The organism is Maribacter litoralis (assembly GCF_902506355.1).
Lineage (GTDB): Bacteria > Bacteroidota > Bacteroidia > Flavobacteriales > Flavobacteriaceae > Maribacter > Maribacter litoralis.
Window position 1 is genome coordinate 314,851 of record NZ_LR733271.1, and the last position, 23,869, is coordinate 338,719.

General features: G+C 37.3%; 14 protein-coding genes. All 14 read right to left on the reverse strand.

Annotated features, from left to right (window positions below):
* Positions 1–6 precede the first annotated feature (6 nt).
* On the reverse strand, positions 7–1,935 hold the full coding sequence (locus EXIGUO8A_RS01310; protein WP_159301650.1) for a glycoside hydrolase family 97 protein: 1,929 nt from the start codon (positions 1,933–1,935) through the stop codon (positions 7–9).
* Between the two features lie 23 nt (positions 1,936–1,958).
* Positions 1,959–3,419: a sulfatase-like hydrolase/transferase gene (locus tag EXIGUO8A_RS01315; protein ID WP_159301651.1), complete on the reverse strand. Its 1,461-nt coding sequence runs from the start codon at positions 3,417–3,419 to the stop codon at positions 1,959–1,961.
* Between the two features lie 9 nt (positions 3,420–3,428).
* The gene (locus tag EXIGUO8A_RS01320; protein WP_159301652.1) at positions 3,429–4,916 is read right to left on the reverse strand and encodes a sulfatase-like hydrolase/transferase; all 1,488 of its coding nucleotides are present in this window, start codon (positions 4,914–4,916) and stop codon (positions 3,429–3,431) included.
* Positions 4,917–5,082: 166 nt separating this feature from the next.
* Positions 5,083–5,898, reverse strand: a complete 816-nt coding sequence (locus EXIGUO8A_RS01325) for a 3-keto-disaccharide hydrolase (protein WP_159301653.1) — start codon at positions 5,896–5,898, stop codon at positions 5,083–5,085.
* A gap of 12 nt (positions 5,899–5,910) precedes the next feature.
* Positions 5,911–6,657, reverse strand: a complete 747-nt coding sequence (locus EXIGUO8A_RS01330; protein ID WP_159301654.1) for an SGNH/GDSL hydrolase family protein — start codon at positions 6,655–6,657, stop codon at positions 5,911–5,913.
* Positions 6,654–8,285, reverse strand: coding sequence for an FAD-dependent oxidoreductase (locus tag EXIGUO8A_RS01335; RefSeq protein ID WP_201304095.1), 1,632 nt, complete (start codon positions 8,283–8,285; stop codon positions 6,654–6,656). The genes EXIGUO8A_RS01330 and EXIGUO8A_RS01335 overlap by 4 nt, the downstream gene beginning before the upstream one ends.
* A 229-nt stretch (positions 8,286–8,514) precedes the next feature.
* On the reverse strand, positions 8,515–11,022 hold the full coding sequence (locus EXIGUO8A_RS01340) for a glycoside hydrolase family 95 protein (protein WP_159301656.1): 2,508 nt from the start codon (positions 11,020–11,022) through the stop codon (positions 8,515–8,517).
* Positions 11,023–11,069: 47 nt separating this feature from the next.
* On the reverse strand, positions 11,070–12,599 hold the full coding sequence (locus EXIGUO8A_RS01345) for a sulfatase-like hydrolase/transferase (RefSeq protein WP_159301657.1): 1,530 nt from the start codon (positions 12,597–12,599) through the stop codon (positions 11,070–11,072).
* Positions 12,600–12,634: 35 nt separating this feature from the next.
* Positions 12,635–15,391 (reverse strand): heparinase II/III family protein, encoded by a 2,757-nt coding sequence (locus tag EXIGUO8A_RS01350; RefSeq protein ID WP_159301658.1) that lies wholly within the window; start codon positions 15,389–15,391, stop codon positions 12,635–12,637.
* 29 nt (positions 15,392–15,420) lie between these two features.
* Positions 15,421–16,626: a TlpA family protein disulfide reductase gene (locus EXIGUO8A_RS01355; RefSeq protein WP_159301659.1), complete on the reverse strand. Its 1,206-nt coding sequence runs from the start codon at positions 16,624–16,626 to the stop codon at positions 15,421–15,423.
* A 27-nt stretch (positions 16,627–16,653) separates the two neighbouring features.
* Positions 16,654–18,609 (reverse strand): hypothetical protein, encoded by a 1,956-nt coding sequence (locus tag EXIGUO8A_RS01360; protein ID WP_159301660.1) that lies wholly within the window; start codon positions 18,607–18,609, stop codon positions 16,654–16,656.
* A gap of 247 nt (positions 18,610–18,856) precedes the next feature.
* Positions 18,857–21,268: a TonB-dependent receptor gene (locus tag EXIGUO8A_RS01365; RefSeq protein ID WP_159301661.1), complete on the reverse strand. Its 2,412-nt coding sequence runs from the start codon at positions 21,266–21,268 to the stop codon at positions 18,857–18,859.
* 31 nt (positions 21,269–21,299) lie between these two features.
* Positions 21,300–22,439: a DUF4249 domain-containing protein gene (locus EXIGUO8A_RS01370; RefSeq protein ID WP_116769672.1), complete on the reverse strand. Its 1,140-nt coding sequence runs from the start codon at positions 22,437–22,439 to the stop codon at positions 21,300–21,302.
* A gap of 77 nt (positions 22,440–22,516) precedes the next feature.
* Complete coding sequence (locus EXIGUO8A_RS01375) at positions 22,517–23,866, reverse strand: alpha-L-fucosidase (protein WP_159301662.1); 1,350 nt, start codon at positions 23,864–23,866, stop codon at positions 22,517–22,519.
* Between the last annotated feature and the right edge of the window lie 3 nt (positions 23,867–23,869).

Genomic DNA, 23,869 nt, shown 5'->3' on the forward strand with positions numbered 1-23,869 from the left:
TAAAAACTAATCGATTTTCTCAAGGTGTATTACATGTCCACCTCCGGGCGCCATTCTAATTTTTAAATTACTTTCCTTAGTAAGCTCGGTAACACTTATGGTATAAGATTCCTTATTATCTAAAAAGTGAGAATCACTTGTGTCTTCATACAATGTAGCTTTGTATTTTTCACCTTCCTCAAGAAAGTCTAACTGTAAATTTATCTCTCTACTTTCCCGATTGGTGAGGGAACCTACAAACCAATTTTCACCTGCTTTTCTAGCGATACTCACATATTCGTCAATTTCACCGTCCAGGACTTTAAAACCATTGAATTGTGCTGGCATTTGTCTAATAGCATTGAATAGATCTTCTTTAGCCATATATGCTTCGGGACTGTCAGGTAGCACCATCCAGCCGGTATGTACCGTAATTAGTTTTGCCACTTCTGCAACCACAGTTCCCGGTAATTCTTGAAATACCTTATCACGCTTATGTGCCTCATTTAAATCAAAATATCCATTGGTTAAATCTAACGGTCCAGAAATCATATTTATTAGAGTAGCATTTACGGCAGTTTCCGGAAAGTACGACCTTTTAGCATCTGCCTGGGCATGGCCATATTCTTTAGACATCAAATTAGGCCATGTTCTATAATCGCCGCTTGGAGCTACGGGACTATCATGAAAATCAACCATCATTTTATACTTGGCACACAATTGAACAACCTTTTGGGTATTTATAACTTTCTGTTTGGGCGTTCCTTTCATAAAGCCATATTTGATACCAACAGCACCCCATTCTGCAAACTGCTTTATGACATTTTCCAGTCCGTAGGTTTTGGCTCCAACGTCGTTCAAATACAATATTATTCCCACATTGTTCTTTTTACCATAGGCAATACATTCTTCAATATCAATATCGCTTTTTGAGGTTGTTGGGTCTGATGATTCGCTAAATTCAGAACCATACCAATCTGCATCGACCAGTAGATATTGTATGTTATTTTGACTGGCAAAATCGATCATTCGTTTATGCGATACGGTATTACCACCATATTCAAAACCATCTTTTGTGGTATAACCCCACACACGCCAATCCCACAGCGTTTTACCCGGTTTGATCCATGAGCTGTCTTCTATTTTGTTGGGTTCATTTAGATTTACCAAAAGATCTGATGAGACCAAATCCCCAGCCCTGTCACCAATAATAAAAGTTCTCCACGAAGTTTCAAATCCAGAAGTAACGCGTACCGGTTTGTTATTTATCGATAATACACCATTATCGTTTGATGCATTAAAAGAAATGGGTGCCGTGTTGACAATAGCACCTTCTAAGGCCGCAATATATTTACCCGTATTGGTTTTAATTACCATAGGTGTTCTCACTTTTTCATGAGAACCTTCGGTACTACTAACAGGACCCAAATTATGCCGTTCGCCATTGTATGCCCAATAGGTATAGTCTTGTGTAATATTCAACTTGGTCAATTCTTGTTGAATGGTTACACTATCACCCAAGATTTTCGGAAATTGATATCTAAATGCGAATCCGTCATTATACATTCTAAACTGAATGTTATAACCAACATTGTTATTGGTGTTTGAAGCTACCTTACATGTGTATTCATTATAGCTATTCTTTACAGTCGGTTGCTTTCCATTTATGGTAGACCAGGTACTATCATAGCTTTTATAATCTACTTCACCAATATGCACATTTTTCGTTAAATCAATCTCCCCTAACTCTAATCCAATAAATGACGAAGAGAAAATTGTATCTGTATCATGCATAAATGAGAACTGCAGATTAGACTTGGTGTTGAAAAGCTGTACGGTCAACTTATGATCTGGTGAAACAAGTATTGGTTCGGCTTGATTTTCACAGCCTATCAAAAAAACAACCACATTTATTACTCCAAAAATTATACCACTAGCCCTCCAATATTTCATCATATACAATTCTTCATTCGTATTAATTACTTGGCTTCATTTTTCCATATGTGACTACCATCCAATAATTTACCATACTCGACATGAAGTAATTTTTTCATTTCAGTAAATTTCTCCGGCTCTGTTTCTATCAGATTTACGGATTCCATTTTATCTTTCATTAGATTATACAATTCATAGTCCGTTAGTTCACTTTCTTTGATCAACGCTTCATTACCATCGTAAACATTCATTATCTGTGGAAGATATTCCCCGTTGTTCTTTAAACGTGCCAGTATTTTATAATCGCCATATCTCATAGCGACTTTATGTTGATTTAGAGCATTATAAAAGCCCCAAACCAATGGTTTATTTCTTTCAAATTCTCCTGTTTTTATTAAGGATAGAACCGACTCCCCATCCAACTCTTTGTTAGGTAGTTTTGCACCCGTAAGCTCAGATAGCGTCGGCAGAAAATCCAATGCGGAAACAACGGCATCTGTAGTACCGGTATACATTGGTTTCCCTATCCAATTTATAATTCCCGGTACACGAATACCTGCTTCGGTTGTCCATAATTTTCTTCCTTTTAATCCTCCTGTCTGCCCAAAAGTTCGTTTTGCACCAGAATACCGTGTAAAAGTTTCGGGTCCGTTATCCGAAGTGAAAATTACCAAGGTGTTATCTGTTCCTTTTTCTTCCAAGTATGCCAATAATCTACCCACTGCCTTATCTACATTGGCTACATTAGCAAAAAACTCAGCTTCTGCACGACCATTGGAATATGGCAAATACTCTTGCACCAAATCTTCTGGTGAAGCTACCGGTTCGTGAGGTTCATGAAATGTGACTTGTAAATAGAATGGATTGTCTCCCGTTCTGTCATCTAACCAGCTCATAGCTTCGTCTACCACCAGTTGGCAACTGAACCCTTCTTGTTGCCCTACCTTCTCTCCATTACGAACAAAATTCTTTGGATTTTGATGACTGGGCGATGCATTGTTGTGTGTTGCATACCAATGGTCAAACCCAAAATAATCCGGTTGGGGTTGTGCCGGGTTATTGAACAAAGAACTACAATGCCATTTACCGACCAAAGCGGTTTCATAGCCCACTGTTTTAAGCATAGCCGGTATGGTTTCCTCCCCTTCTTGCAAGTGAACCTTATCGCGTAAATCTTCACTTTTCTTTGGCCCCGGTATAAAGTCGTACACCCCTGCCCTATTGGGGCTACGCCCTGTTAACAACCCCACACGTGAAGGAGAACATACCGGTGCGGCAGCATAATAATTGGTCATTTTAATTCCCGTAGCCGCCAACTTATCAATATTCGGTGTTTTTATAAATGGATGACCATAGGACGATAGATCTCCGTAACCTAGATCATCGCACAAAAAAATAATAATATTAGGCTGTTCTGTCCTTTTATCTTGTTGTGCCCTACTTATTACTACACTAAAAAATAGTAGCGTTAATATTGTGGTATTACGTGTGTTCTTTAAAATCATCGTGTATTCTTATTTAGTTTCTTGATCCCATAACCTAAATGGGTCTCCGTAAGTTTCCATTTCCTCTAAAAGTAAATTCTCCATTTCTGCCAACTTAGCCGCATACTTAGAGTTTTCTGCCAAGTTGTTCTGCATTTCAGAAGATTTACCATGTAGTGCGATATATTCATTCGGATTTTCCGCCAGATTGAACAATTGTGTCTCACGAACCTTACCGTCTAAAACATCATACTTAATCAATTTCCAATCTCCTTTTTTTACGGTGCGCATGCCGGGTGTTGAGCCACCGGCATAAACGCCATACATTACATCTCTAATACTATCTTGTTCACCCATAAGTACAGGTTTAAAGCTTTTGCCCTGTACTGTTTCCGGGATATCTATGTCAGCCAAATCACATAATGTGGGTAAAATATCGGTTAAATAAATATTGCCCTTTACTCGTTGGTTCGTCTTAATACCAGGACCTTTTACAATTAAGGGCACCCTCCAAGTATGTTCATATAAATTCTGTTTCCCCATTAAACCATGCCGGCCTACCGCAATTCCATGATCAGAGGTATAGATGATATAGGTATTGTCCAATTCGCCCATTGCCTCTAATTTTCTCAAGACTTTATTTAGTTGAATATCAATATTTTCTGAGCATGCATATTCTCTTCCTATTTCGTTTCTAACGGTTTGTTCATCCCTGTTTTTCCAAACACCGCTTACATTTTCTTCATCCCTCAATTCTAAATGACCATGATGAAAAGGGTGACCGTCCAAATAATTATCGGGTAAAGGGGGTTGTTTTTCATTGGCAGCTGGAAGACTATTTTTATCGGTATGATTTGTTGCTCCATACTTCGCCAACAATTCCGGAGTGCCATCTCTTACATCATGCGGATGCGATAGACCAAAATAAATGAAAAACGGATTTTCATCGGCTATTGAGTCTCTATCTTCTAAATAGGTCAATACTTGATCAGCGTGCCAAGCACTTCCAGATTCGTCAGTGCCACCTCGTTTTGTAGCATCTTTTACCACGGTAAATTGTTTGTTCGCCTTTGGGTATGAATTTCCTACTTTACACGTACGCATGGTGCTATACCCTGCCCTATTGAAAATAGCGCCAATAGTATTCTCTTCTAAATTTTTGGGTTCGTTTGGGTTAATATACCCTTGCATTGATGGGAGGCTCCACACCGTTCTACCGCTCATTATCATATGTCTTGATGGTGTACATACCGCACCAACCATTGCCCCCATATGCCTTGCATCATCCACTACCAAACCATCTTTTGCCAATTGGGTTATTGTTGGTGCATCTAAAGTAGAAGTGGAATCGTAAAATTTAAAATCGAACGGTGACTGGTCATCCACCAACACGAATAAAAAGTTCGGCTTCTTTTTTACCTCAAACGGTTGATTCTTCTCTTTATCCTTACAACTAAAACCAACAATCGCAACTAAAAAGACTACGACAACGTTGCAAAAAATTCTGCCTTTATTCATTTTTTGAGTTCATTTAATTTTATCCAGACTTGCAAACCAGTTCAACTCACCGATTTTATTAGCACTACTAGATTTTCGATCTTATATCGAAAGTATTTTTTACTATAGACATGCGTTATAATTTATAGTTCATTCTATATAAATTATTTGCTTTATGGGCATTCTCTTAATTTAGAAACTTTTTCATGGGAACAACCTTATCAAATTCTTTAATTTCTATGTTACGATAATATATTTCTGCCGTTTCCGATTGAAAACCGATGATACCTTCACCCACCGACAGATTCGTACCCATATTTACAATTTCACCGTTTAGCTTGTGAATGGTATACGCATTGCCCATTACAATAATTTCGCACTGGTTCCATTCTCCATTAAGGGCATTGTATTTGGGAGATGCATACCCATAAATTTCATTCTTCATGTTAGGCATTTCTTTACCTCCATCTTTAGGTAATAAAAATGTTTTGCCATCTGCTGTAGCTGTCCAATCTAAACTTACACCTGCGCCCCAAAAATCGCCTGTATGGTTTCTATCGGTAATGTGATTGTAACGTACTTGATATTCTAGACCCTTAGGCCACACTTTATCATCGAAAACATGGTAATAGCAGCCGGCATCATACTGCCATTCATCAAAATTATTGGTTATTTTCTCTCCCCATTTATATTCGAATCGAAGTATGTACTTACTATATTTCTTATTGGTATAGAATAGGCCGTGAGTGCCATTTTCGCCAGTATTTAAATTTAAACTATCTGGCATATCCTTAAAAACATGCACCATACCATCTTCAATAGTATATACTTCTTTCGCCTTGGCTCTATCTCCATTCCTCAGTTTTAGATGCCAACCATCAAAATTTTCACCATTGAACAATTGTACAAAACCATTCTCTAACTTCTTTTGATTTTGTCCATTGGAGATACCCACATTTACAATTAATGTGACGCAGATAAGTAATAATCGGTGATTTCTCATTGTTTAGTTTTTTCAGTTCTTGGTTGTTCTATTTACACGGTTGTATTCTTTTATAAAATTTTGAAGTATTGCGGGATAGGTATCTCCCGTAGCTGTTCCCCTGCCTTGCATACCACTGCCATAGGTTATAGAATCGCCTAGACAAATGATTTTCTGAGACTTTTCCAGTAGCTGGTTTTCCTTTAAATAGTGGAATACCAGTTCACCAATAAACCGATAGCCCAACGCCGTAGGATGCACCCCGTCCGCGGCACCACTATTGCTTATATTCTTAAAAAATAAATCGCTATTGTGCTTTGGCAAATCCATATCTTTAAAAATCTGAAATAGATCCAAATAATGCACCGACAATTTCTTTGCTACACGAGACACACTATTTCTTGCTCTATCTAATTTTACGTTGGGTGCTTCATTGAACAACTTTTTATCATGCCTTTTAAACAAATACACGGAATCTGCCGGAGGTGAAGTCATAAGCACTACTTTACTATGCGTTTGCTTTATACTTTTTACGATATGCTCTAAATTATCTTCATATGCCCGATATGAAACCAACTTTCTAGAATTCAGCATATCATTGGTACCGACCATTACTATTACTAGATCTGGTTTTTTTTCCAAAACATCATCATGCAATCTTTCTAAAAGATGTACCGTCGTATTACCGCCCACACCGGCATTTATTACTTGAGCATGGGTTGATAATGAAGTTGCAAAAAACAATGCGATGAAAATGATATGATTTCTGGTTATTCTCATTTAGACGCTTCAACTAATTGTTTATTATACTCTAACACTTGGTCGTCTTTAAGCAACTGCTCCTTTAAAGCCGTATAGTCAACATCATGAATATTTATATCCGCATCTATGGCCATCGCGGCAAGTGTACCTGCACTTTGACCCAAAATCATAAATACGGGTTCCATTCTTATAGAACCAAAAGCAATGTGCGAACTAGAGACCGCAGCAGGAACCAATAAATTTTTACATTCATCTTGCTTTGGTAAGATTGTTCCTAAATGTATTTGATATGGAGCGTCTGGTTCTATTCCTAAATCACCTTCATTTTGTACATAACCTTCTTTGGTGATATAGCGTTGAACGTTATGAGAATCCATTGCGTAAGAACCCATACCTATTGGTTTCAGCACTTTCTTTTTTCCTAGGATCTCATTATCTGTCATTACAAATTCCCCGATCATTCTTCTAGCTTCGCGAACGTAAATTTGATAAGGCCAGTGACCGTTATCCACAAACTCGTCTTTGGCAAGTCCCCATTTTTTAATGCTGGTTCTAAACCGCTCAGGTACGCTTTCATCATGACCCCAGAAATAAAGCAAACCTTTGTGATAGTCTATATGCTCTTTCAAAATTTCTTTTCTCTTTTCATAAGATGCTTCGGGGTAATCGTAATTCATTCCAATATTATCTGAGCTAAACGGTCCTACGTTATTGACATCGCGCTTTTTATTGGGAATCTTTCCTCCACCGAACATGGAATATCTACCACCTTCAAACACCCTTCTTAACAACTCATATTGTGCTGGGTCATAATTTTCTGGTTTCTCAAAAGGTACCACGTTACCTTCTGCATTGGTGGTACATAATCTATAGTTATATGCCTGCACACCTTTATCACCCGAACCATTTTCACCAGGTGGCGCTGTTGATATTCTTGGAAGCACACCGCTGGTGGAATCGCCAGGTATTACATACGGACTAATATTCAACTGTTGAAAGTTGTGGCTATGGTGATAAATGCCTTTTTGTACGCCGTTCCATTCTTCACCATATACACTATTAGCTTCCCTACCCACATGATAATTGACACCTGCGGCTGCCATTAAATCTCCTTCGTAGGTGGCATCAACGAATATATTGGCTTTATAATTCTCCCCATCTAACATGCTGATAGATTTGATAATGCCGTTCTCTACTTCTACCCCTTTTTCCCTATCGAGCCATTTATCGCGATGTATGGTAATGTTATGCTCTTTTACAAATTGCTCAAAGATTTGTTCAGCAACATGGGGCTCAAATGTCCACATGGTCTTGAGTTCATCATCTATAGCAGTAGTACCTTGCCCCTCGTTACCATACTCCTCCCTTGGTTGCCAGTTCCAAGCTTCTTCATTTTGGTAGTGCTTGTATACTTCTTGATAAAACTCTTTTGAAATACCACCAATGACCTCTTTATTTCCCAAATCGGTGAATCCCAATCCGCTAGATGAGAGTCCGCCTATATGGGTTTCCGGACAAACAATTATGACCGATTTATCCATTCTTGCCAATTGCACCGCTGTAGCAATGGCGGCAGATGTGCCACCATAAATGACCACTTCTGCATCTATATTTTTTTCATTATTTGGAGCGCATGCTATTTGCATCAGCAAAAATGCACAAACTATGGACTTGAAAATTGAGGTGTTCGATAAAAAATTCCACATAGGTAAGAACGAGTTATAAGTTGTTGATTATTGATTTATACAAGTTTATTCTTTATTGAACAAAACGTGTATCTCTTATTGTTCAACTTCTATAAATTATCACCTATTATACCAATACAAGGGGTTTTAGGAGCACTAAAGCAAAAAAGTAAGTTTGACTTTTATACTACTAGTTAGCAAACAAGATGATCTCTTGCCCAACTTTTGTAGGTATATCATATAAGAATGTTGGTTTTAAATCTAGCCCAACTGATTTTGTCGGATCTGAAACGACCGGCGTTTTTATTTTTGGCACTTGATAAAATTGATTTTGATTTTCTCCGGAAGCAGCATCCAATTCCTTTGCATTCTGATTTTTTAATTTACTGTATGAACGCACTCTAAGATTCCCTCCTAAATTCGACTTTATTTTTGCTTTTACAACTTTTCCTTCTTTCCATGCTAAGGAAGTTATTTCGAATCCTCCCCTAGCTCGTAAACCCGATACTTCACCATTTCCCCATACGTCTGGTAATGCAGGTAACAAATGAATTGCCCCGTCGTGACTTTGCACCAACATTTCCGCAACACCCGAAGTAAACCCAAAATTTCCATCAATTTGAAAAGGTGGGTGAGCATCGAGCATATTGGCATAGGTACCACCGCCTTTTGGCGAATCTGGTCTACCGACCAACTTAATCTGGTCGCCCATTAATTTATAAGCGTGGTTACCATCTAACATTCTAGCCCACAAATTAATTTTCCAGTTCATTGACCACCCAGTAGAAGGGTCTCCCCGCTGTACAAGCGTATTCTTAGCACCTTGAAATAATTCCGGATTTCTATATGGTGAAATTTGATTGGAAGGATACAAACCGTACAAATGAGATACATGACGGTGATCATCTATTGGGTCATCTAAATCTTGCATCCATTCTTGAAGCTGCTGATGTTGACCAATTTTCATTGGTGGTAGCTTCGCCAAAGCGGACTGCATTTCAATTACCAATTTATCATCTACCCGTAGTAATTTTGCTGCTCTTATTGTTTTTGTCAATATATCGAACACCAACTGATTATCCATGGTAGTCCCTGCCGAAATGAACACATTTTTAGAACGGTTCATGGGGCCATGTTCTGGAGAGATAGATGGCGAAACTACCAGAAAACCATTTTCAGGTTCGGGGGTCAAGATGCTTAAACAGAATTGCGCAGCACCTTTCATGGCGGGATAGACCGTACTTAAATAATCTAAATCTCCATTAAATTCAAATTTATCGAATAAGTGCTGGCTTAACCATGTACCACCAGTTGGCCACATTCCCCATGTTGCACCATCTACGGGACCTGTAATTCTCCATAGATCGGTATTATGATGGGTTACCCACCCATCTGCACCATACATAACCTTGGCGGTTTCTTTACCCGTTATTGAAAGGTCTTTTACCATTTCAATTAATGGATTATGCATTTCCGATAAATTGGTGACCTCAGAAGGCCAGTAATTCATTTCAGTATTGATATTTACGGTATATGCACTTTTCCAAGGTGGGACTAATAGATTATTCCATAAGCCCTGTAAGTTTGCTGGCTGACCACCAGGTTGCGATGAGGAGATCAATAAATACCTTCCAAATTGAAAATACAACGCAACAAGCGATGGGTCAAAACCTGTACTAAATTCTTTTATTCTAACATCGGTGGGATTTTTTACCGCATCTGTACTGCCTAAATTCAATGAGACCCGGTTAAAATACTTTTGGTAAAAATCTGAATGACGGCTTACCAATTCATCAAAGGTTTTAGATGTTGCCTTAACCATAAAATCTGCCGCCCTTTTATGGGCATCTGCACTTACATTATTGTAGTCGACAAAATTTGTAGCTATTGAGATGTACAGCATCACGCTATTTGCCTTCGTTACTTTTAATTCTTTTGCTGTTGACGTTATCGCTCCCCCCGCCGGAACTATTTTTATTCTGGCATCAAATTCTACTTCCCCTTTAATTGAGTCTGCATTTTCCGGTAAGCGTTTGTTCTTATTATCACTACCAAAACCTGTCATGACCAAAATAGCATCACCTTCATTAAACAAGCTAACTTTGGCAGGTGCGGGGCGATCCATTGTTGCCGTAAAACTAATTTGAGCTTCTTTATTTGCGGTAAGTCTCATTACAATAACGTCATCGGTAAAGGAGGAGAAAACCTCCCGTTTATATTCCACTCCTTCTACCGTGTACATGATGGTATTCACTGCATTTTCAATATCCAGTTCTCTATAGTAATTGGTGTAATTTTCTTGATCTTTAAAATTCAATCTCAAATTTCCAACCGTTTCATAGGGCATTCCATGAGAGGTTTTTGAAATAAAATCTCGATTAGCTAAGTTATGGGCTTCATCATATTTTTCTTCAAAAATCAATTCTCGTATATCGGATAATGATTCTTTTGCTTTTGGATTTTCGTTTCTGTGCGGACCACCTGCCCAAAGTGTACTTTCGTTCAACTGTATATTTTCACTTGTTGGATTACCGAAAACCATCGCTCCCAAACGACCGTTGCCAATAGGCAAAGCTTCGTTCCAATCTGCCGCTGGTTCGGTATACCATAACTTTAAAGCATTATCCTGTTGTGCATGACCACAACCCATAGCCACTAAAAGCAGTAAGAATAGAATTCCCGAATATTTCTTTATCATTTCTTATAGATTAATTGTCATAGAAAATGTCGCTTCCATAGTTGTAGCTAGCGCAGTGCCTCTAAATACATTTCTTCCGTTTGTTTTCTTAAGCGCTTTAATACATCAAAATACTCCTTATTATTCACCAGATTATTTTGCTCAAGAGGGTCATTCTCTACATCGTACAATTCCTCTATTTTAGGGTTGTGTTCGTAGTAAACAAAATATTTATAACGATCTGTTCTTATTCCACGACTGCGGTAAGACCTGTTGGTGTTTATCAATTCTTGGTTAATTTCATCAACATTTTCTTTGTAACGTTGGTGAAACATTTCTTCAATAAAGAGGTCTTCCATAAATACGGCGTTTCGCCATTGAGACATATCTTGAGTCTTATTCAACAGTTTACTAAAGTCTTTGCCCTGCATACTTTTCGGAGCGGTTATATCTGCCAGAGATAAAATAGTGGGTGCAATATCTACGGATGAAATAAGGGCATTTTCCCTAAATCCACGTTCAGATTCCGGTACTCTACCATCATACACAATTAATGGTGCTTTCACCGATTCTTCATAAAGCAAACATTTATCAAAAAGACCATGAGTGCCTTGAAAACGACCATTATCACTGGTATAAATGATAATTGTATTATCTAACAGTCCCTTTTCCTTTAATTTTGCCACCAATAGACCAACTTGATCATCTACACTATACCCTTGCGTTGCAAAACGACGAACCAACTTTTGCTGTAATTCTGGAGTGGACGACCTTTGTTTGTGCAAACGAACTCCGCGTGCATTTTCCTTCACAACCGTTGGCAATTTATCATTCTCACCCTCAACCCAATTTTCTGGTACCGACAATTCTTTATCCTTAAATAAATCATGATGAGGCATGTACATATCCTTATCCCTATCATGTTTTACCGCATAAAAACTGACTGATAAACAAAAGGGCTGATTTTTGGGCTGGGTATCTAAAAAGCGTAACATTGCCTCACCTGTTCTTAGTGTTCTCCCAGAATTGACTCTTCCTTTTCTATATATTCCCTGTAAACCCTTATCATCTTCTGGCCACATGACCACCCCATTTCTATCATGTTCTTGACTACCGGCAAAAAAATCGAATACTGCAGCCATATTCTGTTGATAAAAATGTTCTTTAGGCATACTTGGTCTCTGTGCTTCTTTAGTCACCGTAAAACCAACTTTCCCTATAAATCCGTTACGATATCCTGCTTTTTTTAGAATGGCAGGATACCCGTTATTAAAATCGCTTTGAGATAAAGTATAGTCGGTGGGAGCAACAAAACCTACTTTGTGGTTGGAGTTAAAACGACCTGTTATCATGGTCACCCTACTGGGCATACAAATTGCAACTGCTTGGTACGCTCTATCAAAAACTACAGCAGAACTTGCCAACTTATCAATATTGGGAGTATTAAATTCGGGCTTGCCATAACACCCCATATTATCCCATTTTTGATCATCCGTCATCAAGAAAATTATATTGGGCGGTTTTACTTCTTTTTGACCGTAACTACTAGATAGCACCAGTAATCCTAGGCAAAAAATAATGTATCGTGTACTTTTCATAAGCATCTGTACTATTTATGCTAGTCACATATCTATTATTTTATAAATCGATACTCACCTGCTGGGTAGTCATTGGAAACACCATCGATGGTTATCTTTACTGGAACTTCATTGTGCACATACCATTTTCCATCTTTGCGCTCTAACACTACATTGCCTTTTTCCGCAGCGGAAATCGTTACATCTTTTGTTGTCAATTGTGTGCCATTGCCCATAAACAGGACTAAATTTCTATTATTCTCTTTGCCAATTAAAGCATATGTGGCATTCGTACTCGTTTCTCCATAGGTTGCTGTTTGGTTATCGACTGTAGAGAAAACCAAATCTTCCCTACCCGATTTATGTGTGATGCTCAAGCCTACAAATCCTTTACTATTATTTTCATCTTCAAAACCGGATATACTGCCAATGCTTTTTCCTTCGGATGAAGTAAAGGGTTCATATACCGATACAAACGGATGCTCCCATGCCTCGCCATGTTGACGTGCCGCAAAGGTTAAATACGGTTCTTTATCAACTTTGTAGGGAATACCATGATTGCCTCTAAATGCTTTATTTGGAGGTGATTTTATGGAAAATACTTCACGACCCTCTGTGCCTTTCATCCATAGGTTCATGAAAACATCTTCTTCACCTTCGGGCATGTCTATTTTCCATTCGGCTTGGTAATCTTTATCTAATTTTACCGATTTTTTATCCCACATATAATCCAATGCATAAAGGTGTCCGCCGGCGAACGCCATTTCTTCACTGGGTGTTAATGATAGTGGATTTCCATCGGCATCCATCACACTCATGGTCTGACCTAAATTGTGGTAGTAGTAATCATGAAATTTATCGCCTTTGCGTTGTTTTCTTGAGCGAAAAATGTCAATATAGTATCCGGTAGTTTCGCCTGTTTTAACAATACTAACCAATCTGCTTTGATCACTCTGGGTTTCCGGTTCTAAAAAGTATACATCTGAATAGGTAATATTTTGATAGAAGCCTTCTTTTTCTTCTGATTTTGGGTATTCGCCCAAAAGGTCAAAAGCGTGGTAGCTCAACATTTCGGTATATGAGGAAGCCCCATCTACCATAACCGTATTATGTGCCGGAAATTGGGAGTAATACTCCAAATAAATTGGCTCTAAGTAGCCTGCTCCTTTGCCTGGATCGGCACCTTGTACAAAGCCTTTACCATACAATTCCATATTAATACCATTAGCGTGCATATGGTTACCTAAAGAGCCGTTCAAAGAAACCATCATTCCGTTTTTTCCGCTTCCCATTCGCTGCACATGCCAACTTACATTTGGTGCATTAAATGTCTGGGTGAGGTAATCTTTTATATCGTGCTGCTTGTACTTCGGATTCAACACCAAAGGTTTTGTGGCAAAAAAAGAAGATATACCCTTATTTCTTCTGCCTCTGTTTTTACCTGATGCTTCCGTATCTTTTACGAACAAACGATACATTCCTGTAAAATCTTCTTCTAAAGCATCATCGCCATTTTTCTGGGCAATTCTGATCATATCCCCAATTGCCTCGGTACTTATGGGTCCGTAGTACGAATCTCCAAATGCCACGATCTGATTGTTGGGGAATAAATATTGCGGCATCATTTTTACCGCTTTGCCCATCACCGGAGTGTACGGCAGAATATTATGGTCAAAAGTATTGTCAAAATCCCTTATGAAATGGGTAAGACTGCTGGTTACTCCTAAAGAATAACTCGGACATTCGTTCCACACTCCATTGCTTTCGTCGTAGCCATAATCTATAAATTTTGATAACGACCATTGCCTTGCCGAAGTAACATTCAATATATAATCAATGTAATATTCACGTCCTTTTTTATCCTCATAATTTTCGTTGTCTTGCAGTACCATTGCAGCTTTTAAAATGATATTTGCTTGGTGAAGATTCCAATTGTTCTGTGGCACGCCGTTTTTAATGACCTGGTCTGTCCATCTTTTAATGGTCTTATCATACATTGCTATATGTTCTGGATGGTTGGCTTCAATATATCCGTGTAAAAAATCATATAAAATGGACACTTCGCGCAAAGCCCGTTCGTGTATTACTTGAAAATGCGTAAAACCAACAAGGGTTTGTATGTGACCATTCAACAGATCTATAGGCTCGCTACGGTAAGACATGCCCTCCATATACGTATGGAAAATATCATAGGAAAACTTGGCAAAACGCTCATCATTTTCTAACCAATACAAAAAAGCGGCATCTCTTGCCAAACCAATAATATCCTCGTTTATAGAAACAATAATATTACCGGTTTCTGACTGTTCAGCCCATTCAAAAGGATGTCCTTCTTTGGTTTTATTCGGTAAATACAGACCTCTGGGATCATCCATATACGGTTGTATATCTTCTAGTTTTGGCTTGCCATATGCAGTGGCAGAATTTCTAGACCCTGTAAATCTAACGGTTGGCACAGGAGCTTCACCGTCTGCATGTGAATAATCTACTCCGTTGACATATACGTTGGTAGACTTTGTTTTCCAATACATCTGTAAACGAGACACCATCCATTCCGGATCAGAAACATGACGTTCTACGTGCTCATCTACCTTTTCATGTAACCCTAACAAAACATCTTTTGCCCATGCTTCTTTTTTGATGGTTTTTTGAAGGTCTTTCTTTTCTGAATTGGTAATGTACAGTCTTGGGTAGCCTTGTTCTAAATTAGTGGGTAATGGGATTTTGCTATTGTCTTGTGCTGATAAGATAAAAGTAATTGAGAAAAAAATACTCGTTAACAGATATGGTTTGATGTTTAATTTTATGGCCATAGGTATGTTTAATATTCTAAAATTGGTTATTATTTTATTATTCTTTTAATTTCATTCTCTAATTGTTGCCCTCTTAAATCTTTAGCAATAATTACACCTTCAGGATTTAATAGTAAAGTTTTAGGATAGCTAATAATTCCATATTTTTCATTGATTTTATTAATATTGTCAGATACTATTTGAGGCCAAGAAATTTGATGCTTGTTTATTATATAATTTATTTGATCAATAGAACTATTACCAGCAATACCAAGAATCTCAAATTTGGTGGTATCTATTTCAGAGTACAATTCTTTAAGATGAGGAAATTCCTTAATACATGGAGCACATGAGGTTGCCCAAAAATCTAACAACACGTATTTTCCATGTAAACTACTTAGTGATATCCTATTTTCAGTTTGATGTATCCTGCCTTTAAATTCTAAAGCTTTATACCCTATCTGAGAAGAATATATTTGACCTTTAGGCTTATCAATAATTTCCAATACTAAGCTGTTCTCATTTTTACGAACTCCTAAATTTTTATAGATTTTATTGCCAATTTGAAGGTACTCATTGTTTGCAATAATATTTTCCATATAAGTTGCAGGATTTTGACTTATATCTACATTCTTCATAGCAAGATGGATGTTTTCAAATGACAAATCCATAAAATTATTAGATTTTATAGCTATTTCCTTACCTTCTAAATTTACTTGACCATATTGTGCAAAACTGTATAACAATTGCTTGTATTCAGGCATGTATATAATTAAAAGTGGAACACTTTCGGTAGTGATTTCACCATTAATTATACGCTCGGTACTAACATCAATAGCACTACTTTGCATTAGCGAATCTTTGTTCAAATGAAATAAAGAACCCGCTATTTCAACGGGTCTAAAAACGGGATCATCACTAAAATCGTAGTTATTATTTGTATCAACAATCATGTTAAATTCACCATTAACTCCATTTCCGTAAGTTAATGCCACTCTATTTTTTATAGATTTATCTGATTGATGTGTTAGAATATCCCCTACTTGAACATTAGTCCAATCTTTAGGCATTCCTACTACTTTCAATTGAGTTTCTTTTCCTATACCACCATCCAATTCTGAATAAGGATGAATTGCTCCCAACCCGATCAAAAATGGACCATACCCATCTTGCATAGTAATTGGCAATTCAATGATTTTATCATCAGAGCAACCTATTATTATAAGTGCAATAGAAAGTAATATTAGTTTTTTCAAATTCTTTGCTCTTTATTCTATAATCATCTATTTCTCAAAAGGTGTATATATAATTCTTAAAATCCCTTCTTCAGTAAGATTTTTAGCTTCAATTCCTATTTTGTACGCAGGACCGCCTTCTCTCAAATGCTTTACAGGAACTAGTTCATCTTTAATTCTAAATTCAAAACCTTCGCTCCTAATTTCAGCTTTTACTTTCTGATATTCCGTTTTTAGAATGACCGTATTTTCATCCATAATTTCATACACATTTAAAGTCATTATTGCTGAACCAAAACTTACCGGTTCTGTGGCTATAAAATGGTCTTCTATGGTTATGGTTCCTTTTCCGAACTTATCATTTGTTACGGTCCTTTCTAGGCTTTGCAACATGGACAACTCATAAGCAGGCAAAATATCTATAACCACTTCATCCATTTTATCCTTGAAGTTGGTGCCAGTTATGATTCCTTTAAATTCTATTCCGTTAGACTGTAAAGTGTTATTGATCCTTGGCACAGGATGTCCCCAAGAACTTCTGGCTTTATTATCTGGCGAAAATGATCCTGCTCGATACGATGGAGCTCCTATATCTCCAGCAATAATTTCATCGTTTAAAACCAAAGAATAGGTACCAACATCACTGTGATTATGATTTTCTGCGTTGTGACCCGCTTTTACCGCTATTGAAAAGGGCACTTCTTGCTTTCCCCTTGAAATGACCATTCCGAAATCATTAAAATAAGTGTGATCAGGTAACTGCGAGGTATTTGATGTATCCGCAACTTGAAACATTTCTGGGTTTTGCCAAGCAATTAATTGTTCCGCTGCTTCTTCCATTCTTATTTCCGTTGGCATAATAGCTCCGTAATATTCAGCCGATAATACATCGGCAAAATTGCTACCCTTTCTGGAGATGGAGGAAACCCCATCTGAAAAGGGAGAACAGACCATTTTCTGAATTTCAAAACCTTCAGGAAAGTTGCCTACGTTTTTCATTTTTTCGGTATTATTGAATGTAAACAAATCGATTCTACCATCTGTATAATCATGTAGTATTTGAGCTAAATACAAATAATGACCAAAGCCGTAGCCCCAATATCCCAAACCTTCCGAACAATACCCGTCATCACCAAATCCGCTTAAATAATACGTCATGCTATTCAGCGCCGAACCTACTGTCGCCAAACGCTTTTCATAACTTTCTGAACTGGTAATTGTAGTCAATACCGTGCCACTTGTACAAACCGAATTCCAATTACTGGTACTCTTGATCCACTTATTATTTTCGTCCAAATACTTTGTACTTTTTAAATATGAATCGGTAATACGCTTTTGTAGCTGTACATGAATGTCGTCTCGTAACGACTTTGGTAATTTATCTTCCAACAGGTTTTCTGCCAATGCAAGAACTCCGCCAAATTTTCGAGCGCCTAAATCAATGGAAATTCTTCTTCCTTCCAAAACACCATTATACTCATCATCATGATTGGGGTGCAACCATGATTTCATGCTCATTATCGCTTTACTATACGTTTCTATCTGTGGTAAAAAACGCCCTTTATTCTCGATACACTCCGCAAGAATAAAACGTTCTAAACGGTCCATGGTTCGGTAGTATCTTGGTTTGTAAATTCCTCGGTTACCATCTTTATTGGCAAGACGATAAATACTGTCGGTAATGGGCACTTCGGGTTTTCTATCTAAAAGCTCTAATGCCTTCGTCAAGTATTCTTTACCCGAGGTAGTTTCCGCAATACCTTTCCAATACGCCCTGTTCGATATTTTTGGGGCTGGCTGAAATGCTTCTTTTGGCATAACTTCTTTAAGCATTGCCAATTGCTTGTCAGTAGGGTAAATAGTATCCTTATCGGCAAGATCCAAATAAGCTTTAATATCCAACTTTTTAACTTCTGTCTTTTCTTGACCCGTACAGGAATTTAAAATGATGAGTGATAAAACTAAAATAAGTGCATATACTATGTGTCGTTTACGTTCTTCCATATTCGCATTAAAAAATTCTTATAACCTTGTTGTTTATGATCAACTACAAGCCTATCTCTTATAGCTATAGCAATGTTACTTTTTTTACTTAAAAATGGCTTAAATCATAGTTCAATGTATATAAATTATGATGCGCAACCTTTATTTCATTGCAATTCAAGGAATATTGCAAACCGGAGATATATTTAATTCTAAACAAATTGATAGGGTACCTTATGAAAGTACCGTCAAATTACATGCTATTTTTCTACTGAAAAGTAAAGTTATAGGTAAGTGCCAAAATTGGACTGTTGGATACTTCTAACTGGTAAGAGCCTAAAGGAAATCCTCCGAAAAAATCCTTATCTATATTACCATCTCGCTGTGAGTAGAATCTGCTATACGCGTTTTTTCGTCCGTAGACATTATAAACGGTAAACGTCCAATCTCCCAACCAACGCGCATTTTTCTTTTTACTGTAAGCTACCTTCCATGAAAAATCCAACCGATGATATGTTGGCAATCTATCATTATTTCGTTCTAAAAAAATAGGAACGTTTTTATCTTCAAATTCAAAAACACCATTGGCAATGGTATACGGTCTACCGGTTTGTCCTGTAAAATTAAAACTAACTGTATTATACTTGTCGGCAATGATATTGACCGAAGCATTAATTATATGAGGTCTATCAAAATCTGAACTAAACCAATTATTATTGTTGATCCTATTCGCTAAAACGGCTTCATCTGAACGCAGCAAACTTCTAGACCAAGCATAATTTAACCATCCGTTTACATTGCCCACCTTTTTTTTAAAACTCAGTTCTACACCATATGCTTTTCCTTCTACTTGGGCTACACTTTGCTCTATAGATTCTGCCAAAAAGAAATCTGCTCCTGGTCTATAGGTCAAATTGTTTTTAGAACTACGAAAATAACCTTCTACACCCACCTCAATTTCATTATTTTTTAGGTTTTTATATAAGCCGAGTCCATAGGCATAACTACTTTGTGGTTTTATAAAACTATCTGAAGTTTTCCATCTAGAAGTTGGTAAGGGCGTTGTACTGTTATACACATTCTGTAAATATTGATTTGCATTTGCGAAGCTTGCTTTGACAGAAGTACTTTCACCAACCTTAAAATTAACACCCAACCTAGGTTCTAGATTATTGTATGACTGTACTTTTTTACCTTTCTCAATAAAATTACTTTCTATGACCACTTCCCCTGCTTCATCGTAACTATTAAGAACATACGGTCCATTAAACTGAAAATAATTGTAGCGTAATCCTGCAGATAATGTCAAATTACGTTTAGGTTTCCAATTCACATTAGCATAGCCCGATAGTTCATAACTGTTTTCTTCAAGAAGATTTACTGGTAATACGCCGTTTGATAAACCAGGATCCAATTCTCCTGGATTGATCTTATAATTATTTAGTTGTACACCCGTATAATAATCTAGTTTTTCGGAGACCTTATTTGATACTTCAGAAATTAGGCTTGTATAATGTATTCCAGATTTATATTCTATTTCATTGGCGTTCTCCAATTCGGGAAAAGTGTTTTTTGGTGAATAATTACTTGCAACAAAAATGGTTTTTAAACTTACCTTTTCATTGAAGGTATGTGACCAATTTAGTGTACCGTTCAACGTTTTAAAATCATACTGATTATTTTCAGCATTGATGTTTTCCACCTTCGTAATTAAATCAAGTTGATAAAAATCTTTACTATAGAAACCCGTGAATGAAATTTGATCTTTTTCTGTAGGTAGGTACAAAAGCTTTATGGTACTATCATAAAACCTAGCTTTTGTATTCTTTAAGCGTTGTGAAAATATGGGCAGTAAAAAATCCGATAATCCGGCACGTATGCCTGCCATGACCATTAATTTATCTTTAATTAGAGGTGTTTCAACGGTTAGTCTGCTAGATACCAAACCTACCCCTCCAGATAATTTAAACTTATCTACATACGGATTTCTCACTTTTATATCCAATACGGACGTTGACCTACCGCCATATCTTGCAGGAATATTAGCTCTGTAAATATCTATCGAAGCCAGGGCATCCGGGGTAAAAACCGAAAACAATCCAAATAAATGAGTAGGATTAAATACCGGTGCATAATCATACAACAATAAATTCTGATCTAAAGAACCTCCTCTCACCGAAATTCCATTACTTATTTCCCCTGAATTATTTACGCCAGGCATTAGCGTAACACTTCTCAGGACATCAAATTCACCAAGGGCGGCAGGCATTTTTTTCAATTCTTGGGATTGTAGTTGCAGCACACCCATTTGAGGTGATTCCAACAATTCATTCCTTTTCTTTGCCCTAACGACAACCTCGGACAACTGCTCATTATTTTCAGTAAGAAATAACTCTAGTACCGTATCTTCTTCTAAAGTTATGTTTTGTCTATTCTCATCAAACCCTATATGTGAAACACGTATAGAATAATCATCTTGCTGTAATTGTATTGAGAATTCACCATTCGTGTTCGAGACTCCACCACATGAACAAGGCACAATTAAAATATTGGCATTCTCTAAAGGCTCATCGGTTAAACTATTTCTTAGTTTAATTGTTAAATTATAATCTTGCCCTAGAACGCTAGACCCCATCAATAAAAAACCTGTGTACAATAGATATAAAAATGATGTTTTCATTTGCGCCTTGTCTTTGGATTAATAAACAGACTTAGTTCCATCCCTCTGGCTCGATATAGGTTAGATAGCGTGATTCCGAACCACATGGAGCCACGTAAACCCTCTGATCTTCTGGTATAGGGCTTGATTCTTTCCTAGGAACAGGGCTTATCTCAAGTGCGTCTTCTTTTATGGCAGAACGTTCAATAAGTAACCTTTTTTCCGATCCGGCGGCAGCAGTAAATCTACCTAGTACTACCTCCTGATCGTCATTGGGATTAATGATATTTCCAAATAATGGTGCTGGAGGAGGAGCATTTAGACCATTGTTGTCGTCAACAATATCTTTTAAAACAGCAAAGTACTTATATGCTGCTGGTGAAATTGAGTATTGCTGAAGTTCCACTAAAATTTTATTCTTTTTATATAATAATAAAGTAGCAACAGGCAATTGAAGGGAATTTCCGTTTACAAAGTCATCCGCAAAAATGTTAACCCGAGTATCATAACGTATTTGCCAACAGTCAGATTCACAATAATAGGTAAAATAGGGTGGTATGTCTACACGTTGAGGGTCAGTATAAAGGGTACATTTACCATCTCTAAAATTCATGGCCTCAAAACACATTTCACAGATCTCTTTTTTCTCAAAAGTTCGATAACTCCAATAATAAAAATTACCTTTTTCTGGAGGGTCATTTATATCTACAAAAATTGTATGACCTGGCGCAAATTTGTCTTTACTGGCAACATACTCAAGTTCACTTTCATATACAGCTTTGGCATCTGAAATACCTACCAACTCAGCCATTGTTTCAGGTGTGGATATATATTCCGTACCATCTTCCAATTTTACATTTAATTGCCAAGTATCTCCTTCTGCAGCTACAAAATCAAAAGGTGGTAGATACCTTTCATTTACTTCATCTTCTTCGAGGGATATAGTTTCATTGGTGTCAATATTTATAAAAGTTACCTCTGCATTACTCTCAAAGACATTCACATAGCTATTTACTCCAACGTTAAACTCATTTAACCTATAAATCTTGGCATAAGAAGACCCTTGGAAATTTGAAACAAAAGCTTCTACGGACATTAGCCCATCTTTTATGTCAAATTCTGGGGTTGTAGGGTTAGTACAACCTAAAAACAGGAAAATTAGACTAACCCCAAATACAATTCTTGATTTCATTTTAACAATACCCTTATATCACCCAATCCTAGTTTTTGAAACACCATTTAGATCAATGATCCGCTTAAATAAATTACCTAAATTTCTAGTTTTAAAACAATTACCTCTGAATCAGGTTTTTCTGTTGGTAATTCTACAACTATACCATCTGCGGTAGATTGAGTCTTTAATGTCGCTGCATTCGTCAACATGGAAGCTTTCTTCAGCTTAATAGCTTTGTTCAATTTCAACTTGCCATCTTCTGGCCAGTTAAAGATATGGGCATAAATTACACCTTCTTTTGAGGTATATCTTCCCCACTCAGGCATATCGAACGGACTAGCTTTTGCTCCATATACAGCTTCTCCGTTTGCATCTGTCCAATCGCCCAAAGCCTTTAATCGTCTAATACTTTGAGATGGAAATCTACCATAACCATCAGGACCAATATTCAACAAGAAATTTCCTCCTTTTGATACGATATCGACCAATTTTTGAATTAAATCTTCACTACTTTTCCATTTGGTATCGTCTGGCTTATAGCCCCAAGTACCGTTCATGGTCATACAAGCTTCCCAATCTTCGTCTATACCCGTTGCTGGTATTTCTTGCTCTGGGGTTCCAAAATCTCCTGCGAAATTTCCTTCCATATCCATGCCTTCCATGCCTTTTCTACCTTTATCAACCCTGTTGTTTATAATGGTATTCGGCTGCATATCTCGTATAAAACCGTACATTTCCTTACCCATTTCTGTGGTATAATCGGCAATCCAATCCCCATCGAACCAAACAACATCAATATCTCCGTAATTGGTCAGCAATTCTTTCACTTGTGGTTTGAGATAGTTTTTATAGTATTGTGGAAACTCAGGATTCACAACGGTCTGGTCTTTTTGACCTGCATTGTAATTAGGGTAAAGATTTCCCTGCGCCTGTGGATGGTGCCAATCTACGATGGAGTGATACACTCCAAACTTAATTCCCTGCTTTCTTGAGGCTTCTGCCAATTCCTTAATAATATCGCGTTTAAAGGGGGAAGCATCCATAATATCATAATCCGATACCTTGGAGTCCCATAGACCGAATCCGTCATGGTGTTTAGAGGTGATAACGATATATTTCATACCGGCATCTTTAGCCATTTTTACCCAATCATCTGCATTGAACAACTCAGGATTGAACATTGCCGGAAACTTTTCATACTCTTCAATAGTATAATCCAACTTATCCATTGCCCATTCAGCACCACCGCCTGCAATTTTTTCTCCTCTTTCTCCACCAATTATAGAGTAGGCTCCCCAGTGAATAAACATACCGAACTTGGCATCTCGCCACCACTCCATTCGCTCATCATCAGATAATTGCACCACTTTTTTAGTTTGGGCACAACCTGTATTCATACTTGCTACAAGTACAAATGCCGTTAGTATTTTTGTGAATTTTTTCATGTT

Coding starts and splice junctions, on each gene's coding strand:
- EXIGUO8A_RS01310 (WP_159301650.1), bottom strand. CDS start 1,935: ATGATGAAATATTGGAGGGCTAGTGGTATAATTTTTGGAGTAATAAAT.
- EXIGUO8A_RS01315 (WP_159301651.1), bottom strand. CDS start 3,419: ATGATTTTAAAGAACACACGTAATACCACAATATTAACGCTACTATTT.
- EXIGUO8A_RS01320 (WP_159301652.1), bottom strand. CDS start 4,916: ATGAATAAAGGCAGAATTTTTTGCAACGTTGTCGTAGTCTTTTTAGTT.
- EXIGUO8A_RS01325 (WP_159301653.1), bottom strand. CDS start 5,898: ATGAGAAATCACCGATTATTACTTATCTGCGTCACATTAATTGTAAAT.
- EXIGUO8A_RS01330 (WP_159301654.1), bottom strand. CDS start 6,657: ATGAGAATAACCAGAAATCATATCATTTTCATCGCATTGTTTTTTGCA.
- EXIGUO8A_RS01335 (WP_201304095.1), bottom strand. CDS start 8,285: ATGCAAATAGCATGCGCTCCAAATAATGAAAAAAATATAGATGCAGAA.
- EXIGUO8A_RS01340 (WP_159301656.1), bottom strand. CDS start 11,022: ATGATAAAGAAATATTCGGGAATTCTATTCTTACTGCTTTTAGTGGCT.
- EXIGUO8A_RS01345 (WP_159301657.1), bottom strand. CDS start 12,599: ATGAAAAGTACACGATACATTATTTTTTGCCTAGGATTACTGGTGCTA.
- EXIGUO8A_RS01350 (WP_159301658.1), bottom strand. CDS start 15,391: ATGGCCATAAAATTAAACATCAAACCATATCTGTTAACGAGTATTTTT.
- EXIGUO8A_RS01360 (WP_159301660.1), bottom strand. CDS start 18,609: ATGGAAGAACGTAAACGACACATAGTATATGCACTTATTTTAGTTTTA.
- EXIGUO8A_RS01365 (WP_159301661.1), bottom strand. CDS start 21,268: ATGAAAACATCATTTTTATATCTATTGTACACAGGTTTTTTATTGATG.
- EXIGUO8A_RS01370 (WP_116769672.1), bottom strand. CDS start 22,439: ATGAAATCAAGAATTGTATTTGGGGTTAGTCTAATTTTCCTGTTTTTA.
- EXIGUO8A_RS01375 (WP_159301662.1), bottom strand. CDS start 23,866: ATGAAAAAATTCACAAAAATACTAACGGCATTTGTACTTGTAGCAAGT.